Consider the following 17495-nt stretch of genomic DNA (forward strand, 5'->3'; position numbering starts at 1 on the left):
GCGGACGTATACGGCGAAGGCTCCAACAGCCATGGGCAAAACGCAAGGGCGTCACTCGGCGGCCTGGTAGAGACCGTAGCCGGCGGCGGCGCCGGCCAGGTCCCAGGCGAGGTCCTTCCAGCTCCAGCCGCTGCCGGCGGAACGGCTGTCGTAGAGTTCCTTGCCGACGCCGAAGGCGAGCGAGAAGCTCAGGCCGAAGCGTGCCTGGCGAGCACCGTGCAGGCCGCGGTCGTGGGCCATCTGCATGCCCGCCGCGGTAAGGGCCGCGGAACTGGCGAAATGCAGGGCCTTGTCTTCGCCCAGCCAGTCGTCTTCGGCGAAGTGGCTGCAACCGCCGAGCAACAGGCAGGCCACGACCAGCAGTGCGCGCATGGATCCTCTCCCGTATCGGTTGCGCGGCAGTTTAGCCCAGCTCAGCCGGGCTTCGGCGTGCGCGCCAGGCAGTAGACGTCGACCCGCGCGGCGCCCGCCCGGCGCAACAGGCGGGAAAGGCGCTCGGCGGTGGCCCCGGTGGTGAGCACGTCGTCCACCAGTGCCAGGTGCAGCCCGCGAACATCGCTGGCGGGCGCCAGGGCGAAGGCGTGGCGCAGGTTGCGCCGCCGCACCGTCGCGTCCAGCCCCTGCTGGGCCGGAGTATCCAGCACTCGCCGCAGGCTGTGCGGATCGCAGTGCAGGTCCAGCTCGCCAGCCAGTCGCTCGGCGAGCTGTTGCGCCTGGTTGAAGCCGCGACGACGTTCGCGCCGAGGCGCCAGCGGGACCGGCAGCAGGCGTGCCGGGCGCGGCAGGCCTTCGGCGTAGCGTTGCCGCAGGTGTTCCGCCAGCAACTCGCCGAGCAGCCGCCCCAGCGGCCAGGCCGCCTGGTGCTTGAAGCGGTTGATCAGGCTGTCGAGCGGAAAGGCGTAGCGCCAGGGCGCGATCGCCTGTTCATAGGCCGGCGGGCGGCGCAGGCACTCGCCGCACACCTGGCCGTCCAGCGGCAGGGGCAGGGCGCAGCGCCGGCACTGCTGGCGCGACCAGGGCAGGTCGGCGGCACAGGCGCGGCACAGCGGGCGGGGCGGCTGGTCGCTGCGGGCGGCGCAGAGCAGGCAGGCCGGCGGCGGCAAAAGCCAGCGCGTGAGAGGACGAAGCGGGAACGACATGGCGGGACTTCCTGGCGGATGTCGCACCATGCAACCGCAGGCGCGCGCCGCCGACCAGCCGTTGCCAGCGGGTTCGGAACTCGCCTGTGGATAACCGAAACCTTCCTTCGCTCCTTGCGGAAACGGCCGACGCGTGGATCAGTGGATGAGCCAGCTCATGACGATCAGGCCGAGCACCGTCCAGATCACCCCGCCGACTATCGAGCGGCGCATGAAGGCGCGTATACCGCTGTAGAGCAGCAACAGGCCGAGCACCAGGAAGACGAAGCTGAACAGCGATGCGTCCATGCCGATGGCCCTGGCCAGGCCGTGGAGGAAGTCGTCCATGGCGCCCCAGATGCCGCCCAGCAGGCCGGAGAGCAGGTCCACCACGAAGCGGATCGCCCTGCCCAGCATCTCGCCCAGTCCGTCGAAAAAGCCTTCTGTACCCATGAGTGTCCTGTCCTGAGTGTTCCCAGCGTTGGATCAGAGATTAGCCGCCGGGTTCAGCGCCGGCTGCTGCTTTGCTGCGGAGCGAGGAACGACTGGCGGAAGTATTCGCGGAACGCGCGCATCCCGGCGCTCGCTTCGGTGTCGCGGCGCCAGGCCAGGCCGACGCTCATCGACGGCACCGGGTCGAGCAGCGATAGCGTCTCGATGCGTTTGCCTTCCAGCGACCAGGGCCGGTACACCAGGTCGGAGAGGATGGCCACGCCGGAGCCGTTGGCGACCATGCTGCGCACCGCTTCCACCGAACTGGTATGGAGGATCACCTGTGGCCGGTGGCCGCTCTGTTGCCAGTAGCGCAGCGCGCTCTGCCCGGCCTCGTCGACGGTGAGCATGATGTAGGGCTCGCCGGCCACGTCGGCAAGGCCCAGGTCGGCCTTCTCGCCCAGCGGATGGCGGCTGGGCAGCCACAACCGGCGCTCGGAGTTGAACAGGGTTTCGGCGGCGATCCCGGGCTCGGTGAGATTGCCGGTGAGCAGCACGGCGATGTCGTAGCGACCGTCGAGGAGGCCGCGCTCGATGCTGGCGCGCTCGTCCTCGAACAGTTGCAGCTCCAGTTCCGGGTACCACTGCGCCAGGCGTTGCAGGTGGTGGGGGAGGAAATAGCCCATCACGGTATAGCTGGCGGCGACCTTCAGGGTGCCTTCGACCCGGGTGTCCGGTTGCGGGCTGTTGAGCGCGTCGTCGACGCTGCGCTGGATCGAATAGGCGTGGTTGAGGAAGTGCCGGCCGCTGTCGGTCAGGTTCATGCCCTGGGCCGTGCGGGTGAACAGGGCGACGCCGAGCATGCCCTCCAGTTCCTGGATCGCGCTGGTCACCGCCGACTGCGAGATGTTCAGGTGGATGGCGGCCTGGGATATCTGGCCGAACTCGGCGGTGGCGATGAAGTAGCGAACCTGGCGGAGGGTCAGGGCCATGGGGAGCATCCGGAGGAGGTATCTGTTTTTCAGAAACCAGTCTATCGAATAATAAATCTACCCAATACCTTTCCCGGCTTTTACCGTGGCTCCATCCAACAACAAGACAGATGAGGCCTGCGGGCAATGACTGAAGTCGACCTCAATTCCGACATGGGCGAAGGCTTCGGCCCATGGACCATCGGCGATGGCGTGGACGCGGCGATCATGCCGCTGATCAGCAGCGCCAACATCGCCACCGGTTTCCATGCCGGCGACCCGAGCAGCATGCGCCGCACCGTGGAGATGGCCGCCGAGCATGGCGTGGCCATCGGCGCCCATCCGGGCTTCCGCGACCTGGTCGGCTTCGGGCGTCGGCACATCGCCGCGCCGGCCATCGAGCTGGTCAACGACATGCTCTACCAGCTTGGCGCACTGCGCGAATTCGCCCGGCTGCAGGGCCTGTCGCTGCAACACGTCAAGCCCCACGGCGCGCTCTACATGCACCTGGCGCGGGACGAGGTCGCCGCGCGCCTGTTCGTCGAGACCCTGCAACGCCTGGAACCGGAACTGCTGCTCTATTGCATGCCCGGTTCGGCCACCTGGCGCATCGGCCGGGAACTGGGCCAGCCGCTGGTGCGCGAGTTCTACGCCGACCGCGACTACGACCGCAGCGGCTCCATCGTCTTCACCCGGCGGGTCGCCGCCCTCGATCCGCAGCAGGTCGCCGACAAGGTCCTGCGCGCCTGCCGCGAGGGCAAGGTGCGCACCGTCGAGGGCGAGGACCTCGACATCGCCTTCGACTCGGTGTGCATCCACAGCGATACCCCCGGTGCCCTGGAGCTGGTCGCCAGCACCCGTGCGCGCCTGGAGGGCGCCGGCATCCGCATCAAGGCGCCGCGTTGAGCGCCGCTCGCCTCGGCGAGCCTCGCGACAAGCTTTTCTGCCATTTCCTACAACGTTCGAATAATGAGGATTCGTCATGGCCGAACATAACGTGCAGTCCCCCTTGCCCGGCACCTTCTATCGCAAGGCCAGCCCCGACGCGCCGCCCTACGCGGAGGTCGGGCAGGCGGTCGAGGCCGGCAGCGTGATCGGGCTGATCGAGGTGATGAAGCAGTTTTCCGAAGTGCAGGCCGGGCAGGCCGGCATACTCCAGGCGTTCCACGTGGAAGATGGCGAGGCCATCGAGCCGGGCCAGGTGCTGGCGGTGATCGCCAGCGCTACCTGAGGAGGATGCCATGCACAAGCGACTGAACAAGCTGCTGGTGGCCAATCGCGGCGAGATCGCCGTGCGCATCATCCGCGCCGCGCAGGCACTGGGCATTCCCACGGTAGCGGTGTGCAGCGAGGCGGATCGCGATTCGCTGGCCGCGCGGCTGGCCGATGAGGTACGCCTGATCGGCCCTGCGCGGGCCGACCGGAGCTACCTGGATATCGAGGCGATTCTCATGGCGGCGCGGGAAACCGGTGCCGACTCGATCCATCCCGGCTACGGTTTCCTCTCCGAGAACCCCGCCTTCGCCGAAGCGGTGCAGGCGGCCGGCCTGGTCTTCGTCGGTCCGGAGGCGCAGACCATCCGCCGCATGGGCGACAAGGCCGAGGCGCGGCGTACCGCGATGGCCGCCGGGGTGCCGGTGGTGCCGGGCTCGCCCGGCGAACTGGGCGACCTCGACGCGGCGCTGGCCTGCGCCGAAGAGGTCGGCTATCCGCTGCTGGTCAAGGCCTCCGCCGGCGGCGGCGGGCGTGGCATCCGTATCGCCCACGACGCCGACGAACTGCGTCGGGAATTCCCCATCGCCCAGCGCGAGGCGCAGGCCGCCTTCGGTTCGCCGGCGGTGTACCTGGAGCGCTTCATCCGCCAGGCACGGCACATCGAAGTGCAAATCCTCGGCGATGGCGAGCGCGCGGTGCATCTGTTCGAACGCGAATGCTCGCTGCAGCGGCGGCGCCAGAAGGTCTTCGAGGAGGCACCTTCGGCGGCGCTGGACGGCGCGCAGCGCCAGGCCCTCTGCGAGAGCGCGGTGCGCCTGGCGCAGAGTCTCGGCTATCGTGGCGCGGGCACCCTGGAATACCTGTTCGACGCGCACAGCGGCGAGTTCTTCTTCATCGAGATGAACACCCGTATCCAGGTCGAGCATCCGGTCAGCGAGATGGTCACCGGCATCGACCTGGTCCAGGCCATGCTGCGCATCGCCGCCGGCGAGGCGCTGCCCTGGCGCCAGGAGGACATTCGCCTGAACGGCGCGGCGCTGGAGATGCGGATCAACGCCGAAGACCCGGCGCGCAATTTCTTCCCCAGCCCCGGCACCGTGGAGCGCCTGGAATGGCCGCAGGGCGAGGGCGTGCGAGTGGACAGCCACCTGTATCCCGGCTACCGGGTGCCGCCCTACTACGATTCGTTGCTGGCCAAGCTGATCGTCCATGGTCGCGACCGCGACGAAGCGTTCGCCCGCGCGCGCCAGGCGCTGGAGCGCACCGTGCTGGCCGGCATGGCCACTACCCTGCCGCTGTACCGCTGGCTGCTCGCCGATGCGCGGGTACAGGCCGCGCAGTTCGATACCGCTACCCTGGAAACCTGGCTCGCCGAGCGGACCGCCGCCGCGCAGGAGGTTTGAGATGCATGCCAACATCCGCTACAGCTTCGGCGGCGACGAGCACCTGTTCGCCGAGGTCGCCGAGTCCATGTCGCTGGAAGCCTTCTTCCGCGGCATGGCGATCACCCGCGCCATCGAGACCCTGCAATTGCCCGGGGTGCTCGACGTATGCCTGGCCAACGCCTCGTTCCAGGTCCGCTTCGACCCCGACCGGCTGGCCCCGCAGGCGCTGCTGGAGACCGTACGCGGCCTGGAAGCCGAGGCGGTCGCCGCGCGCAGCATCGAGACGCGTATCGTCGAAGTGCCGGTGTTGTACAACGATCCCTGGACCCACGAGACCCTGATGCGCTTCCGCGACCGTCACCAGGACCCGGACTCCACCGACCTCGAGTACGCCGCGCGGATCAACGGCTACGCCGACGTGCAGGCGTTCATCCAGGCGCACAGCGGCACGCCGTGGTTCGTCTCGATGGTCGGTTTCGTCGCCGGCCTGCCGTTCATGTACCAGATGGTCGAGCGCGAGCGGCAGTTGCAGGTGCCCAAGTACCTGCGTCCGCGCATCGACACGCCGAAGCTGACCCTCGGCCACGGCGGTTGCTTCGGCTGCATCTATTCGGTGCGCGGTGCCGGCGGCTATCAGATGTTCGGCGTGACTCCGGCGCCGATCTTCGATCCCCGCCAGGGCCTGCCCTATCTCGAGGAATCGATGGTGTTCTTCCGCGCTGGCGACATCGTCCAGTTCCGCCCCATCGAGCGGACCGAGTACGAGCGCATGGCGGCCGAAGTCGAAGCGGGCACATTCGACCTGCGCATCCGCCCGGTGAGTTTCGATCTCGACGCGTTCCTCGCCGATCCGCGAGGCTGCACGCAACGTCTGCAGGAGGTGCTGTATGTCGATTAAGGTGCTCAAGCCCGGCCTCGCCACCTCGGTGCAGGACGCCGGCCGCGAAGGCCACTATCACCTGGGCATCCCGCCGTCCGGCGCGCTCGACCAGTATGCCCTGCGCGCGGCCAACCTGCTGGTGGGCAACGCACCGACCGCCGCCGTGCTGGAGTGCGCGCTGCTGGGTCCGCAGCTGGAGTTCCAGCGCGACGCCCTGGTGGCCGTGTGCGGGGCGCGCATGACGCCTCGCCTGGAGGGCGCGGAGATGCCGCTGGATACTTCCTTCCGGGTTCGCGCCGGGCAGGTCCTGGGGTTCGACTTCATCCGTGCCGGCGCCCGTGGCTATCTCGCCATCGACGGCGGCATCGCGGTACCCGAGGTGCTGGGCAGCCGTTCGACCTACGGTCTGGGGGCGATCGGTGGCTTGCAGGGACGACGGCTGGCGGAGGGCGACCTGCTGCCCCTGGGGCCTGCCTCGCCCTCTGCCGTGGAGGGCTTGGCGCTGCCGCGTTCGCTGCAGGTGGAGGTCGGCGGCGAGGTGAGCTTGCGGGTGGTTCCCGGGCTCTACGTCCATCGCCTGACCCCCGACGCGGTCGAGCGTTTCTTCGCCGAGACCTGGACCGTCGGTTCGGAGGCGGACCGCACCGGCTACCGCTTCAAGGGCGGCACGGCGCTCCGGTTCGAGCCGCGCGAACAGCCATTCGGCGCAGGCTCGGACCCGTCCAACATCGTCGACGCCTGCTATCCCATCGGCTCGATCCAGGTACCGGGCGGGCTCGAACCCATCGTCCTGCATCGTGATGCGGTGTCCGGTGGGGGATATGCCACGCTGGGCACGGTGATCAGCCCCGACCTGAACCGGCTGGCGCAGATGCAACCGAACCAGAAGGCGCGTTTCGTCGCCGTCAGCCTGGAGGAAGGTCTCGAGGCGCGTCGCCGTTACAACTGGCAAGTGCAACGACTCCAGCACTTCTTCCTGCGCTGAGTCGATACCGGGCCGCTTCGGTCTGCGAAGCGGCCCCGGGCGGTCACTTGTAGTAGACCTCTATCGCGGCGGTGGCGTTGAAGGGGCCTGGCGTTGGAGTGCCCGTCATCCACCTCACCTGGGCGAGGAAGTTTCTTATGACCACCAATTGGTTCTGGCTATTGGGCACCAGTACGAACTCCTTGCCGATATCGATGATGCTGCGGTCTTCCTGCTTGAGAAGTCGGATTCCCACGGACTTGTTGTTGTTATCCAAAAGAGTGTCCGAACCCCACAGGGAGGTGCTGCCGGAGGGGAGGAACATCGCGTTCAGGCCATAGGCGCTGCTGCAGTTCTTATTGGCGGTGACGCTGAACGGAAGTTCCTTGAGGATCTGGTCCCGGCTGGCGAAATAGGCCTGCAGGCTTTGGAAGTCGACGGTTTTTGGAGAAAGGCTGATTGTGGACGCGCAGGCGACGTAGCGAAGGTTATTCAAGCCGTGGAGGGTCATGCGGAAGTTGTACCCCCCTATGTTATTGATAGCGCTCTCGCCATCGAACTGGAAAATCGGGTAGGCGTTTACCCCTGTGATAGGACCTTCCTTACCGGTACTGGGACCTGCCCGCTTGGAGAGAAAGAAGTTGAAGTTGACGGTCATCTTCTTCGCCCTGCCTTCGCAACCTCGTCCCGTCCAGCAACCATCGAAGTGCATGCCGATCTCCTTTCGGCACTTGTCGAGTGTCGAGCAGCGCAGGTCTTCGCCGTTCAGGTTGATGCCCACCTCCAGGTCCGAACCCAGCGCGCCCTGACCGGTTGGACTCAGGTAGAAATAGACCTGCTCTGGCCCCCAGTCGCGATCCTGGAAGCAAGTGATCGATATGGAGTAGTTCGGAGACCGCCAGAGTACGGTGTCCTTGGGGAGGACCGATGGAACAGCGATGCTCGTATCGATGTAGACATAATCTTCGGTTTGCTTGTTGTCCGATTTCCAGCACATCAAGGCGAAGCTTTTCTGCGACAGGACGAGCAGCATTGCGACAAGCATGTAACGGATGAAGGCATTCATGGGGTTCTTCTGCAGGTTGTTAATCGATTCTTGTTTTTGCAGAGCATGCCGCGCCTGTTGCAGGTGCGGCCTAGCGGTCACTTGTAATAGACCTCTATCGCGGCGGTGGCGTTGAACGGGCCTAGAATGGGTCTGCTCGTCATCCACCTCAGTTGGGCGAGAAAGTTCTTCGTCACCGTCGTCTGGGTTGGGGCGTAGGGAATGAACTCGAACTCCTTACCGATACTGATGACGCTGCGATCCTCATTGAGGAGCCTGATGCCCACTGTTGGATTGTCCTTGGCCAGCAACGTATCCGTGCTCGACAGGGTGGTATTGCTGGCGGGAATGAACATAGCGTTCAGGCCATAGGCGCTGTTGCAGCTCTTATTGGCGGTGATGCTGAAGGGAAGTTCTTTGATGACCAGATTCTGTGCGGCAAATTGCGATTGCAGTATCTGGAAGTTGAGGGTTTTTGGAGAAATGCTTAGCGTGGAGGTGCAGGCGACGTAGCGGAGGTTGTTCATGCCAAGGGCATACATACGTAGGTTCCGGCCCCCCAGGTTGTTGATGCCTCCCACTCCATCGAACTGGAACAGTGCGTAGGAGTTTACGCCCGTGATGGGACCTTCCTTGCCGGGAGTGGGGCGGCGAGTTTGGAGAGGAAGATCTGGAAACGGACCTGCTTGGTCTGAGCCATGCCTTCGCATCCCCCCCGTCCTCCTGTCCAGCAACCATCGAAATGCATGCCTATCTTCTGCCGGCAGCCGGGGAGCGAGGAACAACGGAGGTCCTCGCCGTTCAGGTTGATGCCCACCTCCAGGTCCGAGCCCAATGCGCCCTGGCCGTCCGGACTGAGATAGAAATAGACGTCCTCAGGTCCGGTGTTTTCGCGCTCCTGGTAACACCTGACGGAGAAATCGTAGGTTGGAGAGCGCCAGAGCACGGTGTCCTTGGGCAGAGCCGAAGGCACGGCGATGCTCGTGTCGATGTTGACATAGTCGATCGTTGCCTTGTTGTCCGCTCTTTCGCAGGTCAGCGCATAACCTTTCTGCGCCAACGCAACCAGCATTCCCACAAGTAGTGTTCGGGTAATTGCATTCATGGTGTATTCCGGGCCTCATGGGTGTTTGGCGTTGGTCTCTACGCCTGATTTCAATGCGCCGTGATAAGGGTGGAGGTTCCCTCCGTCGCTGACGATCGCGTAACGCACTTTGTCGGGATGGCAGGCGGCGATGTCGAACTGGTGATTGGAGAAGGGCGCCAGCATCAGGTGTTCGATGGCTTCGCCGCAGCTCCGCTCCGATGCGTCGAGGAACTCCAACTGGCTGAAGGTGATGTGGTAGGGCGAAGGATTGTGTGCCTTCGGATTGCCGCTGGTGCCGAGCGTCCACGTCACGCCCTCGTTCGCCTGCTCGACGGTGGCTTCCAGGGGCGGCCGATAGAACAGCTTGAAGCGATGGCGTAGGGCGATCTGCAGGGTCTCGGGAGTACTGGGCGCGTGCGGCACGTCCAGCACGCTCAACAGCAGGTAGGTCTCGCGGTCGGTGGGCAGGCCCTGGCCCTGGTAGAGCACCTCTACCTTGGCCCGCTGGCCGGCGCCCAGGCGGAGCAGCGGCCTGGACACGGCGAAGGGCAGCGCCTGCCCCTTGCCGTCGGTACCCCAATCCAGGGAGATTTCCGCCAGGGCCGGCTCCTTGCCCTCGTTGACCAGCGTGATCGGCAGGCGCTTGCCTTTCATCACGAAACGGTTCTGGCCGTCGAACGAGAGATCGGCATGGGCGGACATGCACAGCCAGGCGAATATCGATGCAAGAACCATCCGAAGCCAACTTCGGACCTGGAAGAGGCGCTTTCCATTCATATTCCTGAATGTGCCCGAATGAAACCCGTATCGTGTTTTGGAAAGTGGTTGGTCGGAAGGGTCGAATATATTTTTCGTTATACTTCCGCTGCGCTTTGAATGGCTATATTTAGGGTGGTTGGTTGCGTTCATGGTTCAAGTCTGGATAACTTGTTTTCGTTGCGCACCGCTAGGGTGGCAAGAGATTCAATGTTTCTCCATGTTAGAAACCTGCTAGGGAATATATAAATAAGATATTTCCTATTTCTTGTAGGAAATATCCTAAGCATTACTTGTAGTTTTCCGAGGTAGTTGCGCCGTTTCTTCCAGGGAGCCGAATGCCACATAGAGGACGAGGCCGATTGGAGCAGTCGATGACTACTGGCTTCTACATGAGTGATCAAATATTGATCAGATGTAGTCCTGTGTCCTGGGTTGGGTTGACAGCGTCATACAGCCACTTATGATGCCCTTGAGCCTGACCCCCGGCGTGCCGGGGCTCCCCGACAAAAGGCGCCATACAAGCGTCGAAGGAATCTTCCCCATGAGTGCAACCGCTTCCGTCGCCACCCGTCACGACTGGTCCCTCGCCGAAGTCCGTGCCCTGTTCGAGCAACCGTTCAACGACCTGCTGTTCCAGGCGCAGACGGTGCATCGCGCGCACTTCGACCCGAACCGCGTGCAGGTCTCGACGCTGCTGTCGATCAAGACCGGCGCCTGCCCCGAGGACTGCAAGTACTGCCCGCAGTCCGGCCACTACAACACCGGCCTGGACAAGGAGAAGCTGTTGGAGGTGCAGAAGGTCCTCGAGGCGGCGGCCGAGGCCAAGGCCATCGGTTCGACCCGCTTCTGCATGGGCGCTGCCTGGAAGCACCCGTCGGCCAAGGACATGCCCTACGTCCTGGAGATGGTCAAGGGCGTGAAGAAGCTCGGCCTGGAGACCTGCATGACCCTCGGCCGCCTGACCCAGGAACAGACCCAGGCGCTGGCGGACGCCGGCCTCGACTACTACAACCACAACCTGGATACCTCGCCGGAGTTCTACGGCAACATCATCACCACCCGCACCTACAGCGAGCGCCTGCAGACCCTGGCCTACGTGCGCGAGGCGGGGATGAAGATCTGCTCCGGCGGCATCCTCGGCATGGGCGAGTCGGTGGACGACCGCGCCGGCCTGCTGATCCAACTGGCGAACCTGCCGGAGCACCCGGAGTCGGTGCCGATCAACATGCTGGTGAAGGTCAAGGGCACGCCCCTGGCGGAAGAGAGGGACGTCGATCCCTTCGACTTCATCCGCACCCTGGCGGTGGCCCGGATCATGATGCCGAAGTCCCACGTGCGCCTGTCCGCCGGCCGCGAGCAGATGAACGAGCAGATGCAGGCGCTGGCCTTCATGGCCGGGGCCAACTCGATCTTCTACGGCGAAAAGCTGCTGACCACGAAGAACCCGCAGGCCGAAAAGGACATGCAGTTGTTCGCCCGTCTCGGCATCAAGCCGGAAGAGCGCGAAGAGCACGCCGACGAAGTGCACCAGGCCGCCATCGAGCAGGCGTTGGTGGAACAACGCGAATCGAAGCTGTTCTATAACGCCGCTTCCGCCTGACCATACTGGAAGGGAGGGCGCCGCCGTCCCTTCGTTGCAGCCGCTGATGTCGGCCCTGCGTGGACGGGTGCGCCTGCGTCCGTCCAGCAACACGAGCGACCTGCCATGTCCTTCGATCTCGCTTCCCGCCTCGCCAGCCGGCGCGCGGAAGACCTCTACCGCCAGCGGCCGCTGCTGGAGTCGGCCCAGGGCCCGGACGTCGTGGTCGACGGCCAGCCGCTGCTGGCCTTCTGTTCCAACGACTACCTCGGCCTGGCCAACCATCCCGAGGTGATCGCCGCGCTGCGCGCCGGCGCCGAGCGCTGGGGCGTGGGCGGTGGCGCCTCGCACCTGGTGGTCGGCCACAGCGGCCCGCACCACGAACTGGAGCTGGCCCTCGCCGAATTCACCGGGCGGCCCCGTGCGCTGCTGTTCTCCACCGGCTACATGGCCAATCTCGGCGCGGTGACCGCGCTGGTCGGCAAGGGCGACACGGTGCTGGAGGACCGCCTCAACCACGCTTCGCTGCTGGATGCCGGATTGCTCTCCGGCGCGCGTTTCTCGCGCTACCTGCACAACGACCCGGCAAGCCTCGCCGCGCGCCTGGACAAGGCCGAGGGCAATACCCTGGTGGTCACCGACGGGGTCTTCAGCATGGACGGCAATCTCGCCGACCTGCCGGCCCTGGCCGCCGTCGCGCAGGCCCGCGGCGCCTGGCTGATGGTCGACGACGCGCATGGCTTCGGCCCGCTGGGCGCCAGCGGCGGCGGGATCGTCGAACATTTCGGCCTCGGCCAGGAGCAGGTGCCGGTGCTGATCGGCACCCTCGGCAAGGGTTTCGGTACCGCCGGCGCCTTCGTAGCGGGCAGCGAGGAACTGATCGAGACCCTGATTCAGTACGCCCGGCCCTACATCTACACCACCAGCCAGCCGCCAGCGGTGGCCTGCGCCACCCTGAAGAGCCTGGAGCTGCTGCGCCGCGAAAGCTGGCGGCGGCAACACCTGGCGGCGCTGATCGCCCGTTTCCGCCATGGCGCCGAGGCGCTTGGCCTGACCCTGATGGACAGCTTCACGCCGATCCAGCCGATCCTGGTCGGCGGCAGCCGCCAGGCCGTGGCCCTGGCCGGCATGCTTCGAGCCCGTGGCATCATGGTCGGCGCGATCCGCCCGCCAACCGTGCCGGCCAACAGCGCGCGGCTGCGCGTCACGCTGTCCGCCGCGCACAGCGAAGCGCAGGTCGACCGCTTGCTCGAAGCCCTCGGCGAAAGCTGGCGACAGCTGTCGTCTAGCCTTCTGGCAGAGATCGAAGCCGAGGAGGGAGACGATGCGTGACCACCTGATCCTGTTGCCGGGCTGGGGCCTGGGCAGCGCACCGCTGGAACCGCTGCGCGACGCGCTGCACGAGCGCGAGCCGCACCTGAACGTGTTGATCGAGCCGCTGCCGTCGCTGGACGACGCCGCCGACTGGCTCGACGAACTCGACGATAACCTGCCGCGCGATAGCTGGCTGGCCGGCTGGTCGCTGGGAGGCATGCTCGCCGGCGAACTGGCGGCGCGCCGCGGCGACGATTGCCGGGGACTGCTGACCCTGGCCAGCAATCCGTGCTTCCGCGTGCGCGAGGACTGGCCGAACGCGATGCCGGCGGAAACCTTCGAGGACTTCTTCGAGGCTTTCCTGCTCGAACCGCACCTGACCCGCAAGCGTTTCACCCTGCTGGTCAGCCAGGGTGCGCGCGACCCTCGGACCCTGGCGCGGCAACTGCAGGTGGCGCTGCCGCAGCTGGAGCGCGAGGCGCTGGTCGCCGGCCTGCAGTTGCTCGGCCAACTGGATACCCGGGCCGCCCTGGAAAACTTCCGCGGGCCGCAATTGCACCTGTTCGCCGAAGCCGATGCGCTGGTGCCGCTGGCCGCCGCCGAGACCCTGCTCGAGTGGCTGCCGGACGTCGAGGTCTCGACCCTGGCGGCCAGTCACGGCCTGCCGCTGGAATGCCCGGACGAGGTGGCCGGCGCAATCCTGAGATTCCTTCGCGAGGGTGACGATGCCTGACGATTCCTCGCCGCTGCTGGCGCCCCATGGCGTTGCCGCGCTGCCCGACAAGCGCCAGGTCGCCGCGTCGTTTTCCCGCGCGGCGGCCAGCTACGACGCGGTGGCCGAACTCCAGCGCGGCGTCGGCGAGAGCCTGCTGTCGGCATTGCCGGAAGGCTTCTCGCCGCGCCGCTGGGTCGATCTCGGCTGCGGCACCGGTTATTTCAGCCGGGCCCTGGAACGACGCTTCGGTGCGGCCGAGGGCCTGGCCGTGGATATCGCCGAAGGCATGCTGCGGCATGCCCGCGCGCGCGGCGGCGCCAGCCATTTCATCGGCGGCGACGCCGAGAGGCTGCCGTTGCGCGACGGCAGTTGCGACCTGCTGTTCTCCAGCCTGGCGATCCAGTGGTGCGCCGACCTCCCGGCGGTCCTGGCCGAGGCGCGGCGGGTCCTGCGGCCGGGCGGCGTGCTGGCGTTCAGCAGCCTGTGCGTCGGTACCCTGGGCGAGTTGCGCGACAGTTGGCGGGTGGTGGACGGCTTCGTCCACGTCAATCGCTTCCGCGCCTTCGCCGACTACCTGCAACACGCGGCCGGCAGCGGCCTGCTGCCGCTGACCCTGCGCCACGAGGACCGGCTCCTGCATTTCCCCGACCTGCGCAGCCTGACCCACGAACTCAAGGCGCTGGGCGCGCACAACCTCAACCCCGGGCGGCCCGACGGCCTGACCGGGCGCCAGCGCATCCGCGCGCTGGTCGCCGCCTACGAGCGTTTCCGCCAGCCCGAGGGGCTGCCCGCTACCTACCGCGTCGTCTTCGGCGTGCTGCGCAAGGATTCCTGAACCATGCCGGCGTTCTTCGTCACCGGTACCGACACCGAGATCGGCAAGACCACCATCGCCGCCGGCCTGCTCCACGCGGCCCGGAGTGCCGGCCTGAGCACCGCCGCGGCGAAGCCGGTGGCCTCCGGCTGCGAGCCCACGGCGCAAGGCCTGCGCAATGGCGACGCGTTGGTGTTGCTCGGCCAGTGCTCGCTGGCGCTGGCCTACGAGCAGGTCAACCCGCTGGCCTTCGCACCGGCCATCGCCCCGCACCTGGCGGCGCGCGAGGCTGGCGTCGAACTGAGCGCCGCACGCTTGCACGAGGCGGTGCGCGAGGTGCTGGCGCTACAGGCCGACTTCACCCTGGTGGAGGGCGCCGGCGGATGGCGCGTGCCGTTGCTGGGCCGCGAGAACCTGTCCGACCTGGCGCGCCTGCTGGCGCTGCCGGTGGTGCTGGTGGTCGGCGTGCGCCTGGGCTGTATCAACCATGCGCTGCTCAGCGCCGAGGCGATCCTGGGCGACGGCCTGGCGCTGGCCGGCTGGGTGGCCAACGTCGTCGACCCGGCTACCTCGCGCCTGGAAGAGAACCTAGCGACCCTCGCCGAACGCCTGCCGGCGCCCTGCCTGGGTCGGGTACCGCGCCTGGAGGAAGCCACTCCCGCGGCCGTGGCCGCACACCTCGACCTGCGGCCCCTGGGTATCGGGCTATAAACAGCGGGCCGTCCATAACCAACGGGCGGTACCCAGCGCCGGCCAAGTCTGCTTGAATAGAAGCCACTTGCTATCGCAGTGGCGCGTGCGCGTCCCCAGGAGTAGAGGGTGGAAATTTCCGGCAACGCTTTCGTCAGTGGCCTCAACGCGGTGCAGTCGGGCAGCGCCCGCGTCGCCCAGGCCGGCAGCGAGATCGCCCGCAATACCGTGGAGGCCCGTTCGGCCCAGGCCGAGCAGATGGTCGAACTGACCCGCGGCAAGCTCGAGGCGCAGAGCGGCGCCCGGGTCATCGAGGTAGCCGACGAGACCCTCGGTACCCTGATCGATACCCACGCCTGACTTCCTGGCGGCCGGCAGCGGCCGCCCCGATCCTTCCTTTTCCGACTGTCACCCGGCGGCCCCTGAAGCCTGCCGGGCGCTTCGCCATGGGCTTTACTGAGAGAGACGAAAGTGCTTTGGAAGGACGTGGCTGCCAGTGATTTCGGGCATGACCGAGCGGTCGGTTCGGATGCTTGACAAGGGATTGGCGTAAACGTATGTTTCAAACGCCTGTTTGAGAGTCGGGACGCATGAGTGCGTCCGGCAAGGCGACCGGGAGCGATCCCGCACTGCGACCGCAGACTCTGGACATCCGTCCGGTCGCCGATTAACCAGAACCCTTCGTAGAGGTTGACTGCTATGCCTGATTACAAGGCCCCCTTGCGTGATATCCGTTTCGTTCGCGACGAGCTGCTGGGCTACGAAGCGCACTACCAGAGCCTGCCGGGCGCCGAAGACGCGACTCCCGACATGGTCAACGCCATCCTCGAGGAAGGTGCGAAGTTCTGCGAACAGGTGATCGCTCCGCTGAACCGCGTCGGCGACCTGGAAGGCTGCACCTGGAGCGCCGACGGCGTGAAGACCCCGACCGGCTTCAAGGAGGCCTACCAGCAGTTCGTCGAAGGCGGCTGGCCGAGCCTGGCCCATGACGTCGAGCACGGCGGCCAGGGTCTGCCGGAATCCCTCGGCCTGGCCATCAGCGAGATGGTCGGCCAGGCCAACTGGTCCTGGGGCATGTACCCGGGCCTGTCCCACGGCGCCATGAACACCCTGCATGCCCACGGCACCGCCGAGCAGCAGGCAACCTACCTGACCAAGCTGGTCTCCGGCGAGTGGACCGGCACCATGTGCCTGACCGAGCCGCACTGCGGCACCGACCTGGGCATGCTGCGCACCAAGGCCGAGCCGCAGGCCGACGGTAGCTACAAGGTCACCGGCACCAAGATCTTCATCTCCGCCGGCGAGCACGACATGGCCGACAACATCGTCCATATCGTCCTGGCCCGCCTGCCCGACGCCCCGCAGGGCACCAAGGGCATCTCGCTGTTCATCGTGCCGAAGTTCCTGCCCAACGCCGAAGGCAACGCCGGCGAGCGCAACGCGGTTTCCTGCGGTTCCATCGAGCACAAGATGGGCATCCACGGCAACGCCACCTGCGTGATGAACTTCGACGCCGCCACCGGCTTCCTGATCGGCCCGCCGAACAAGGGCCTGAACTGCATGTTCACCTTCATGAACACCGCTCGCCTGGGTACCGCGCTGCAAGGCCTGGCCCATGCCGAAGTCGGTTTCCAGGGCGGCATCGCCTATGCTCGCGAGCGTCTGCAGATGCGCTCGCTGACCGGTCCGAAGGCGCCCGAGAAGCCCGCCGACCCGATCATCGTGCATCCTGACGTGCGCCGCATGCTGCTGACCATGAAGGCCTTCGCCGAAGGCAACCGCGCGATGCTGTACTTCGCCGCCAAGCAGGTCGACATCGTCCAGCGCAGCCAGGACGAAGAGCAGAAGAAAGCCGCCGACTCGATGCTGGCCTTCCTCACGCCGATCGCCAAGGCGTTCATGACCGAAGTCGGCTTCGAGTCCGCCAACCACGGCGTGCAGATCTTCGGCGGCCACGGTTTCATCGCCGAGCACGGCATGGAGCAGAACGTCCGCGACAGCCGCATCTCGATGCTGTACGAAGGCACTACCGGCGTTCAGGCCCTCGACCTGCTGGGTCGCAAGGTGCTGATGACCCAGGGCGAGGCGCTGAAGGGCTTCACCAAGATCGTGCACAAGTTCTGCCAGGCCAACGAAGCCAACGAAGCCGTCAAGGAATTCGTCGCTCCGCTGGCACAGCTGAACAAGGAGTGGGGCGACCTGACCATGAAGGTCGGCATGGCCGCCATGAAGGATCGCGAGGAAGTCGGCGCCGCTTCGGTGGACTACCTGATGTACTCCGGCTACGCCTGCCTGGCCTACTTCTGGGCCGACATGGCGCGCCTGGCCGCCGAGAAGCTGGCCGCCGGCACCGGCGAGGAAGCCTTCTACAAGGCCAAGCTGCAGACCGCGCGCTTCTACTTCCAGCGCATCCTGCCGCGTACCCGCGCCCACGTCGCCGCCATGCTGTCCGGCGCCAACAACCTGATGGAGATGGCCGAGGAAGATTTCGCCCTCGGTTACTGATGGCACGGGCCGCTGGCGGCCC

General features: G+C 66.2%; 18 protein-coding genes and 1 pseudogene. 12 read left to right on the forward strand and 7 right to left on the reverse strand.

The window, feature by feature from the left end:
- Nucleotides 1-51: 51 nt before the first annotated feature.
- The 4 genes from AT700_RS02435 to AT700_RS02450 all read right to left on the reverse strand — a co-directional run bounded on the left by AT700_RS02435 (nucleotide 52) and on the right by AT700_RS02450 (nucleotide 2551).
- On the reverse strand, nucleotides 52-372 hold the full coding sequence (locus tag AT700_RS02435; RefSeq protein ID WP_004365177.1) for a YfiM family lipoprotein: 321 nt from the start codon (nucleotides 370-372) through the stop codon (nucleotides 52-54).
- A 41-nt stretch (nucleotides 373-413) separates the two neighbouring features.
- Nucleotides 414-1139, reverse strand: a complete 726-nt coding sequence (locus AT700_RS02440) for a ComF family protein (RefSeq protein ID WP_019681102.1) — start codon at nucleotides 1137-1139, stop codon at nucleotides 414-416.
- A gap of 138 nt (nucleotides 1140-1277) precedes the next feature.
- The gene (locus tag AT700_RS02445; protein WP_003084806.1) at nucleotides 1278-1571 is read right to left on the reverse strand and encodes a hypothetical protein; all 294 of its coding nucleotides are present in this window, start codon (nucleotides 1569-1571) and stop codon (nucleotides 1278-1280) included.
- Between the two features lie 53 nt (nucleotides 1572-1624).
- The gene (locus tag AT700_RS02450; RefSeq protein WP_078801515.1) at nucleotides 1625-2551 is read right to left on the reverse strand and encodes a LysR family transcriptional regulator; all 927 of its coding nucleotides are present in this window, start codon (nucleotides 2549-2551) and stop codon (nucleotides 1625-1627) included.
- Between the two features lie 117 nt (nucleotides 2552-2668).
- Here AT700_RS02450 and AT700_RS02455 point away from each other — a divergent pair, with 117 nt between their 5' ends.
- The 5 genes from AT700_RS02455 to AT700_RS02475 all read left to right on the forward strand — a co-directional run bounded on the left by AT700_RS02455 (nucleotide 2669) and on the right by AT700_RS02475 (nucleotide 6986).
- Nucleotides 2669-3427 carry a 5-oxoprolinase subunit PxpA gene (locus AT700_RS02455; protein WP_003103315.1) on the forward strand — a complete coding sequence of 253 codons (759 nt, stop codon included), beginning with the start codon at nucleotides 2669-2671 and terminating at the stop codon, nucleotides 3425-3427.
- Between the two features lie 76 nt (nucleotides 3428-3503).
- Nucleotides 3504-3752: an acetyl-CoA carboxylase gene (locus AT700_RS02460; protein WP_003084813.1), complete on the forward strand. Its 249-nt coding sequence runs from the start codon at nucleotides 3504-3506 to the stop codon at nucleotides 3750-3752.
- A 10-nt stretch (nucleotides 3753-3762) separates the two neighbouring features.
- Complete coding sequence (locus AT700_RS02465) at nucleotides 3763-5139, forward strand: acetyl-CoA carboxylase biotin carboxylase subunit (RefSeq protein WP_034071709.1); 1377 nt, start codon at nucleotides 3763-3765, stop codon at nucleotides 5137-5139.
- A gap of 1 nt (nucleotide 5140) precedes the next feature.
- A complete protein-coding gene (locus AT700_RS02470) occupies nucleotides 5141-6019 on the forward strand; it encodes a 5-oxoprolinase subunit B family protein (RefSeq protein ID WP_016852390.1) in 879 nt (292 codons plus the stop codon).
- On the forward strand, nucleotides 6009-6986 hold the full coding sequence (locus tag AT700_RS02475; RefSeq protein WP_003084819.1) for a biotin-dependent carboxyltransferase family protein: 978 nt from the start codon (nucleotides 6009-6011) through the stop codon (nucleotides 6984-6986). The genes AT700_RS02470 and AT700_RS02475 overlap by 11 nt, the downstream gene beginning before the upstream one ends.
- A 43-nt stretch (nucleotides 6987-7029) precedes the next feature.
- On the opposite strand, the gene AT700_RS02480 is transcribed toward AT700_RS02475, so the two are convergent.
- The 3 genes and pseudogenes from AT700_RS02480 to AT700_RS02490 form a co-directional block, all read right to left on the reverse strand.
- Nucleotides 7030-8031, reverse strand: a complete 1002-nt coding sequence (locus tag AT700_RS02480; protein ID WP_003113251.1) for a fimbrial protein — start codon at nucleotides 8029-8031, stop codon at nucleotides 7030-7032.
- A gap of 77 nt (nucleotides 8032-8108) precedes the next feature.
- A pseudogene (locus AT700_RS02485) lies at nucleotides 8109-9115 on the reverse strand (fimbrial protein).
- A 15-nt stretch (nucleotides 9116-9130) separates the two neighbouring features.
- The gene (locus tag AT700_RS02490) at nucleotides 9131-9832 is read right to left on the reverse strand and encodes a molecular chaperone (RefSeq protein WP_003118852.1); all 702 of its coding nucleotides are present in this window, start codon (nucleotides 9830-9832) and stop codon (nucleotides 9131-9133) included.
- A gap of 565 nt (nucleotides 9833-10397) precedes the next feature.
- Between AT700_RS02490 and bioB the strand changes: the two genes are divergently transcribed.
- The 7 genes from bioB (at nucleotide 10398) to AT700_RS02525 (ending at nucleotide 17473) form a co-directional block, all read left to right on the forward strand.
- Complete coding sequence (gene bioB / locus AT700_RS02495; RefSeq protein WP_048520723.1) at nucleotides 10398-11456, forward strand: biotin synthase BioB; 1059 nt, start codon at nucleotides 10398-10400, stop codon at nucleotides 11454-11456.
- Between the two features lie 105 nt (nucleotides 11457-11561).
- Entirely contained in the window at nucleotides 11562-12767 is a 1206-nt protein-coding gene (bioF, locus tag AT700_RS02500; protein ID WP_003084826.1) for an 8-amino-7-oxononanoate synthase, read from the forward strand.
- Entirely contained in the window at nucleotides 12760-13482 is a 723-nt protein-coding gene (locus tag AT700_RS02505) for an alpha/beta fold hydrolase (protein ID WP_023083922.1), read from the forward strand. The genes bioF and AT700_RS02505 overlap by 8 nt, the downstream gene beginning before the upstream one ends.
- Entirely contained in the window at nucleotides 13475-14299 is an 825-nt protein-coding gene (gene bioC / locus AT700_RS02510) for a malonyl-ACP O-methyltransferase BioC (RefSeq protein ID WP_003113247.1), read from the forward strand. Before AT700_RS02505 ends, bioC begins: the two co-directional genes overlap by 8 nt.
- Before the next feature lie 3 nt (nucleotides 14300-14302).
- On the forward strand, nucleotides 14303-14989 hold the full coding sequence (bioD, locus tag AT700_RS02515; protein ID WP_003103336.1) for a dethiobiotin synthase: 687 nt from the start codon (nucleotides 14303-14305) through the stop codon (nucleotides 14987-14989).
- Nucleotides 14990-15097: 108 nt separating this feature from the next.
- On the forward strand, nucleotides 15098-15328 hold the full coding sequence (locus AT700_RS02520; RefSeq protein WP_003113246.1) for a hypothetical protein: 231 nt from the start codon (nucleotides 15098-15100) through the stop codon (nucleotides 15326-15328).
- Between the two features lie 339 nt (nucleotides 15329-15667).
- A complete protein-coding gene (locus AT700_RS02525) occupies nucleotides 15668-17473 on the forward strand; it encodes a phenylacyl-CoA dehydrogenase (protein ID WP_003084842.1) in 1806 nt (601 codons plus the stop codon).
- Nucleotides 17474-17495: the final 22 nt, after the last annotated feature.

The organism is Pseudomonas aeruginosa (genome assembly GCF_001457615.1).
GTDB lineage: Bacteria > Pseudomonadota > Gammaproteobacteria > Pseudomonadales > Pseudomonadaceae > Pseudomonas > Pseudomonas aeruginosa.

Bases quoted from the DNA above. Each gene is read 5' to 3' on its own strand.
- AT700_RS02435 (WP_004365177.1), bottom strand. From the start codon at position 372: ATGCGCGCACTGCTGGTCGTGGCCTGCCTGTTGCTCGGCGGTTGCAGC.
- AT700_RS02440 (WP_019681102.1), bottom strand. From the start codon at position 1,139: ATGTCGTTCCCGCTTCGTCCTCTCACGCGCTGGCTTTTGCCGCCGCCG.
- AT700_RS02445 (WP_003084806.1), bottom strand. From the start codon at position 1,571: ATGGGTACAGAAGGCTTTTTCGACGGACTGGGCGAGATGCTGGGCAGG.
- AT700_RS02450 (WP_078801515.1), bottom strand. From the start codon at position 2,551: ATGCTCCCCATGGCCCTGACCCTCCGCCAGGTTCGCTACTTCATCGCC.
- AT700_RS02455 (WP_003103315.1), top strand. From the start codon at position 2,669: ATGACTGAAGTCGACCTCAATTCCGACATGGGCGAAGGCTTCGGCCCA.
- AT700_RS02460 (WP_003084813.1), top strand. From the start codon at position 3,504: ATGGCCGAACATAACGTGCAGTCCCCCTTGCCCGGCACCTTCTATCGC.
- AT700_RS02465 (WP_034071709.1), top strand. From the start codon at position 3,763: ATGCACAAGCGACTGAACAAGCTGCTGGTGGCCAATCGCGGCGAGATC.
- AT700_RS02470 (WP_016852390.1), top strand. From the start codon at position 5,141: ATGCATGCCAACATCCGCTACAGCTTCGGCGGCGACGAGCACCTGTTC.
- AT700_RS02475 (WP_003084819.1), top strand. From the start codon at position 6,009: ATGTCGATTAAGGTGCTCAAGCCCGGCCTCGCCACCTCGGTGCAGGAC.
- AT700_RS02480 (WP_003113251.1), bottom strand. From the start codon at position 8,031: ATGAATGCCTTCATCCGTTACATGCTTGTCGCAATGCTGCTCGTCCTG.
- AT700_RS02490 (WP_003118852.1), bottom strand. From the start codon at position 9,832: ATGGTTCTTGCATCGATATTCGCCTGGCTGTGCATGTCCGCCCATGCC.
- bioB (WP_048520723.1), top strand. From the start codon at position 10,398: ATGAGTGCAACCGCTTCCGTCGCCACCCGTCACGACTGGTCCCTCGCC.
- bioF (WP_003084826.1), top strand. From the start codon at position 11,562: ATGTCCTTCGATCTCGCTTCCCGCCTCGCCAGCCGGCGCGCGGAAGAC.
- AT700_RS02505 (WP_023083922.1), top strand. From the start codon at position 12,760: ATGCGTGACCACCTGATCCTGTTGCCGGGCTGGGGCCTGGGCAGCGCA.
- bioC (WP_003113247.1), top strand. From the start codon at position 13,475: ATGCCTGACGATTCCTCGCCGCTGCTGGCGCCCCATGGCGTTGCCGCG.
- bioD (WP_003103336.1), top strand. From the start codon at position 14,303: ATGCCGGCGTTCTTCGTCACCGGTACCGACACCGAGATCGGCAAGACC.
- AT700_RS02525 (WP_003084842.1), top strand. From the start codon at position 15,668: ATGCCTGATTACAAGGCCCCCTTGCGTGATATCCGTTTCGTTCGCGAC.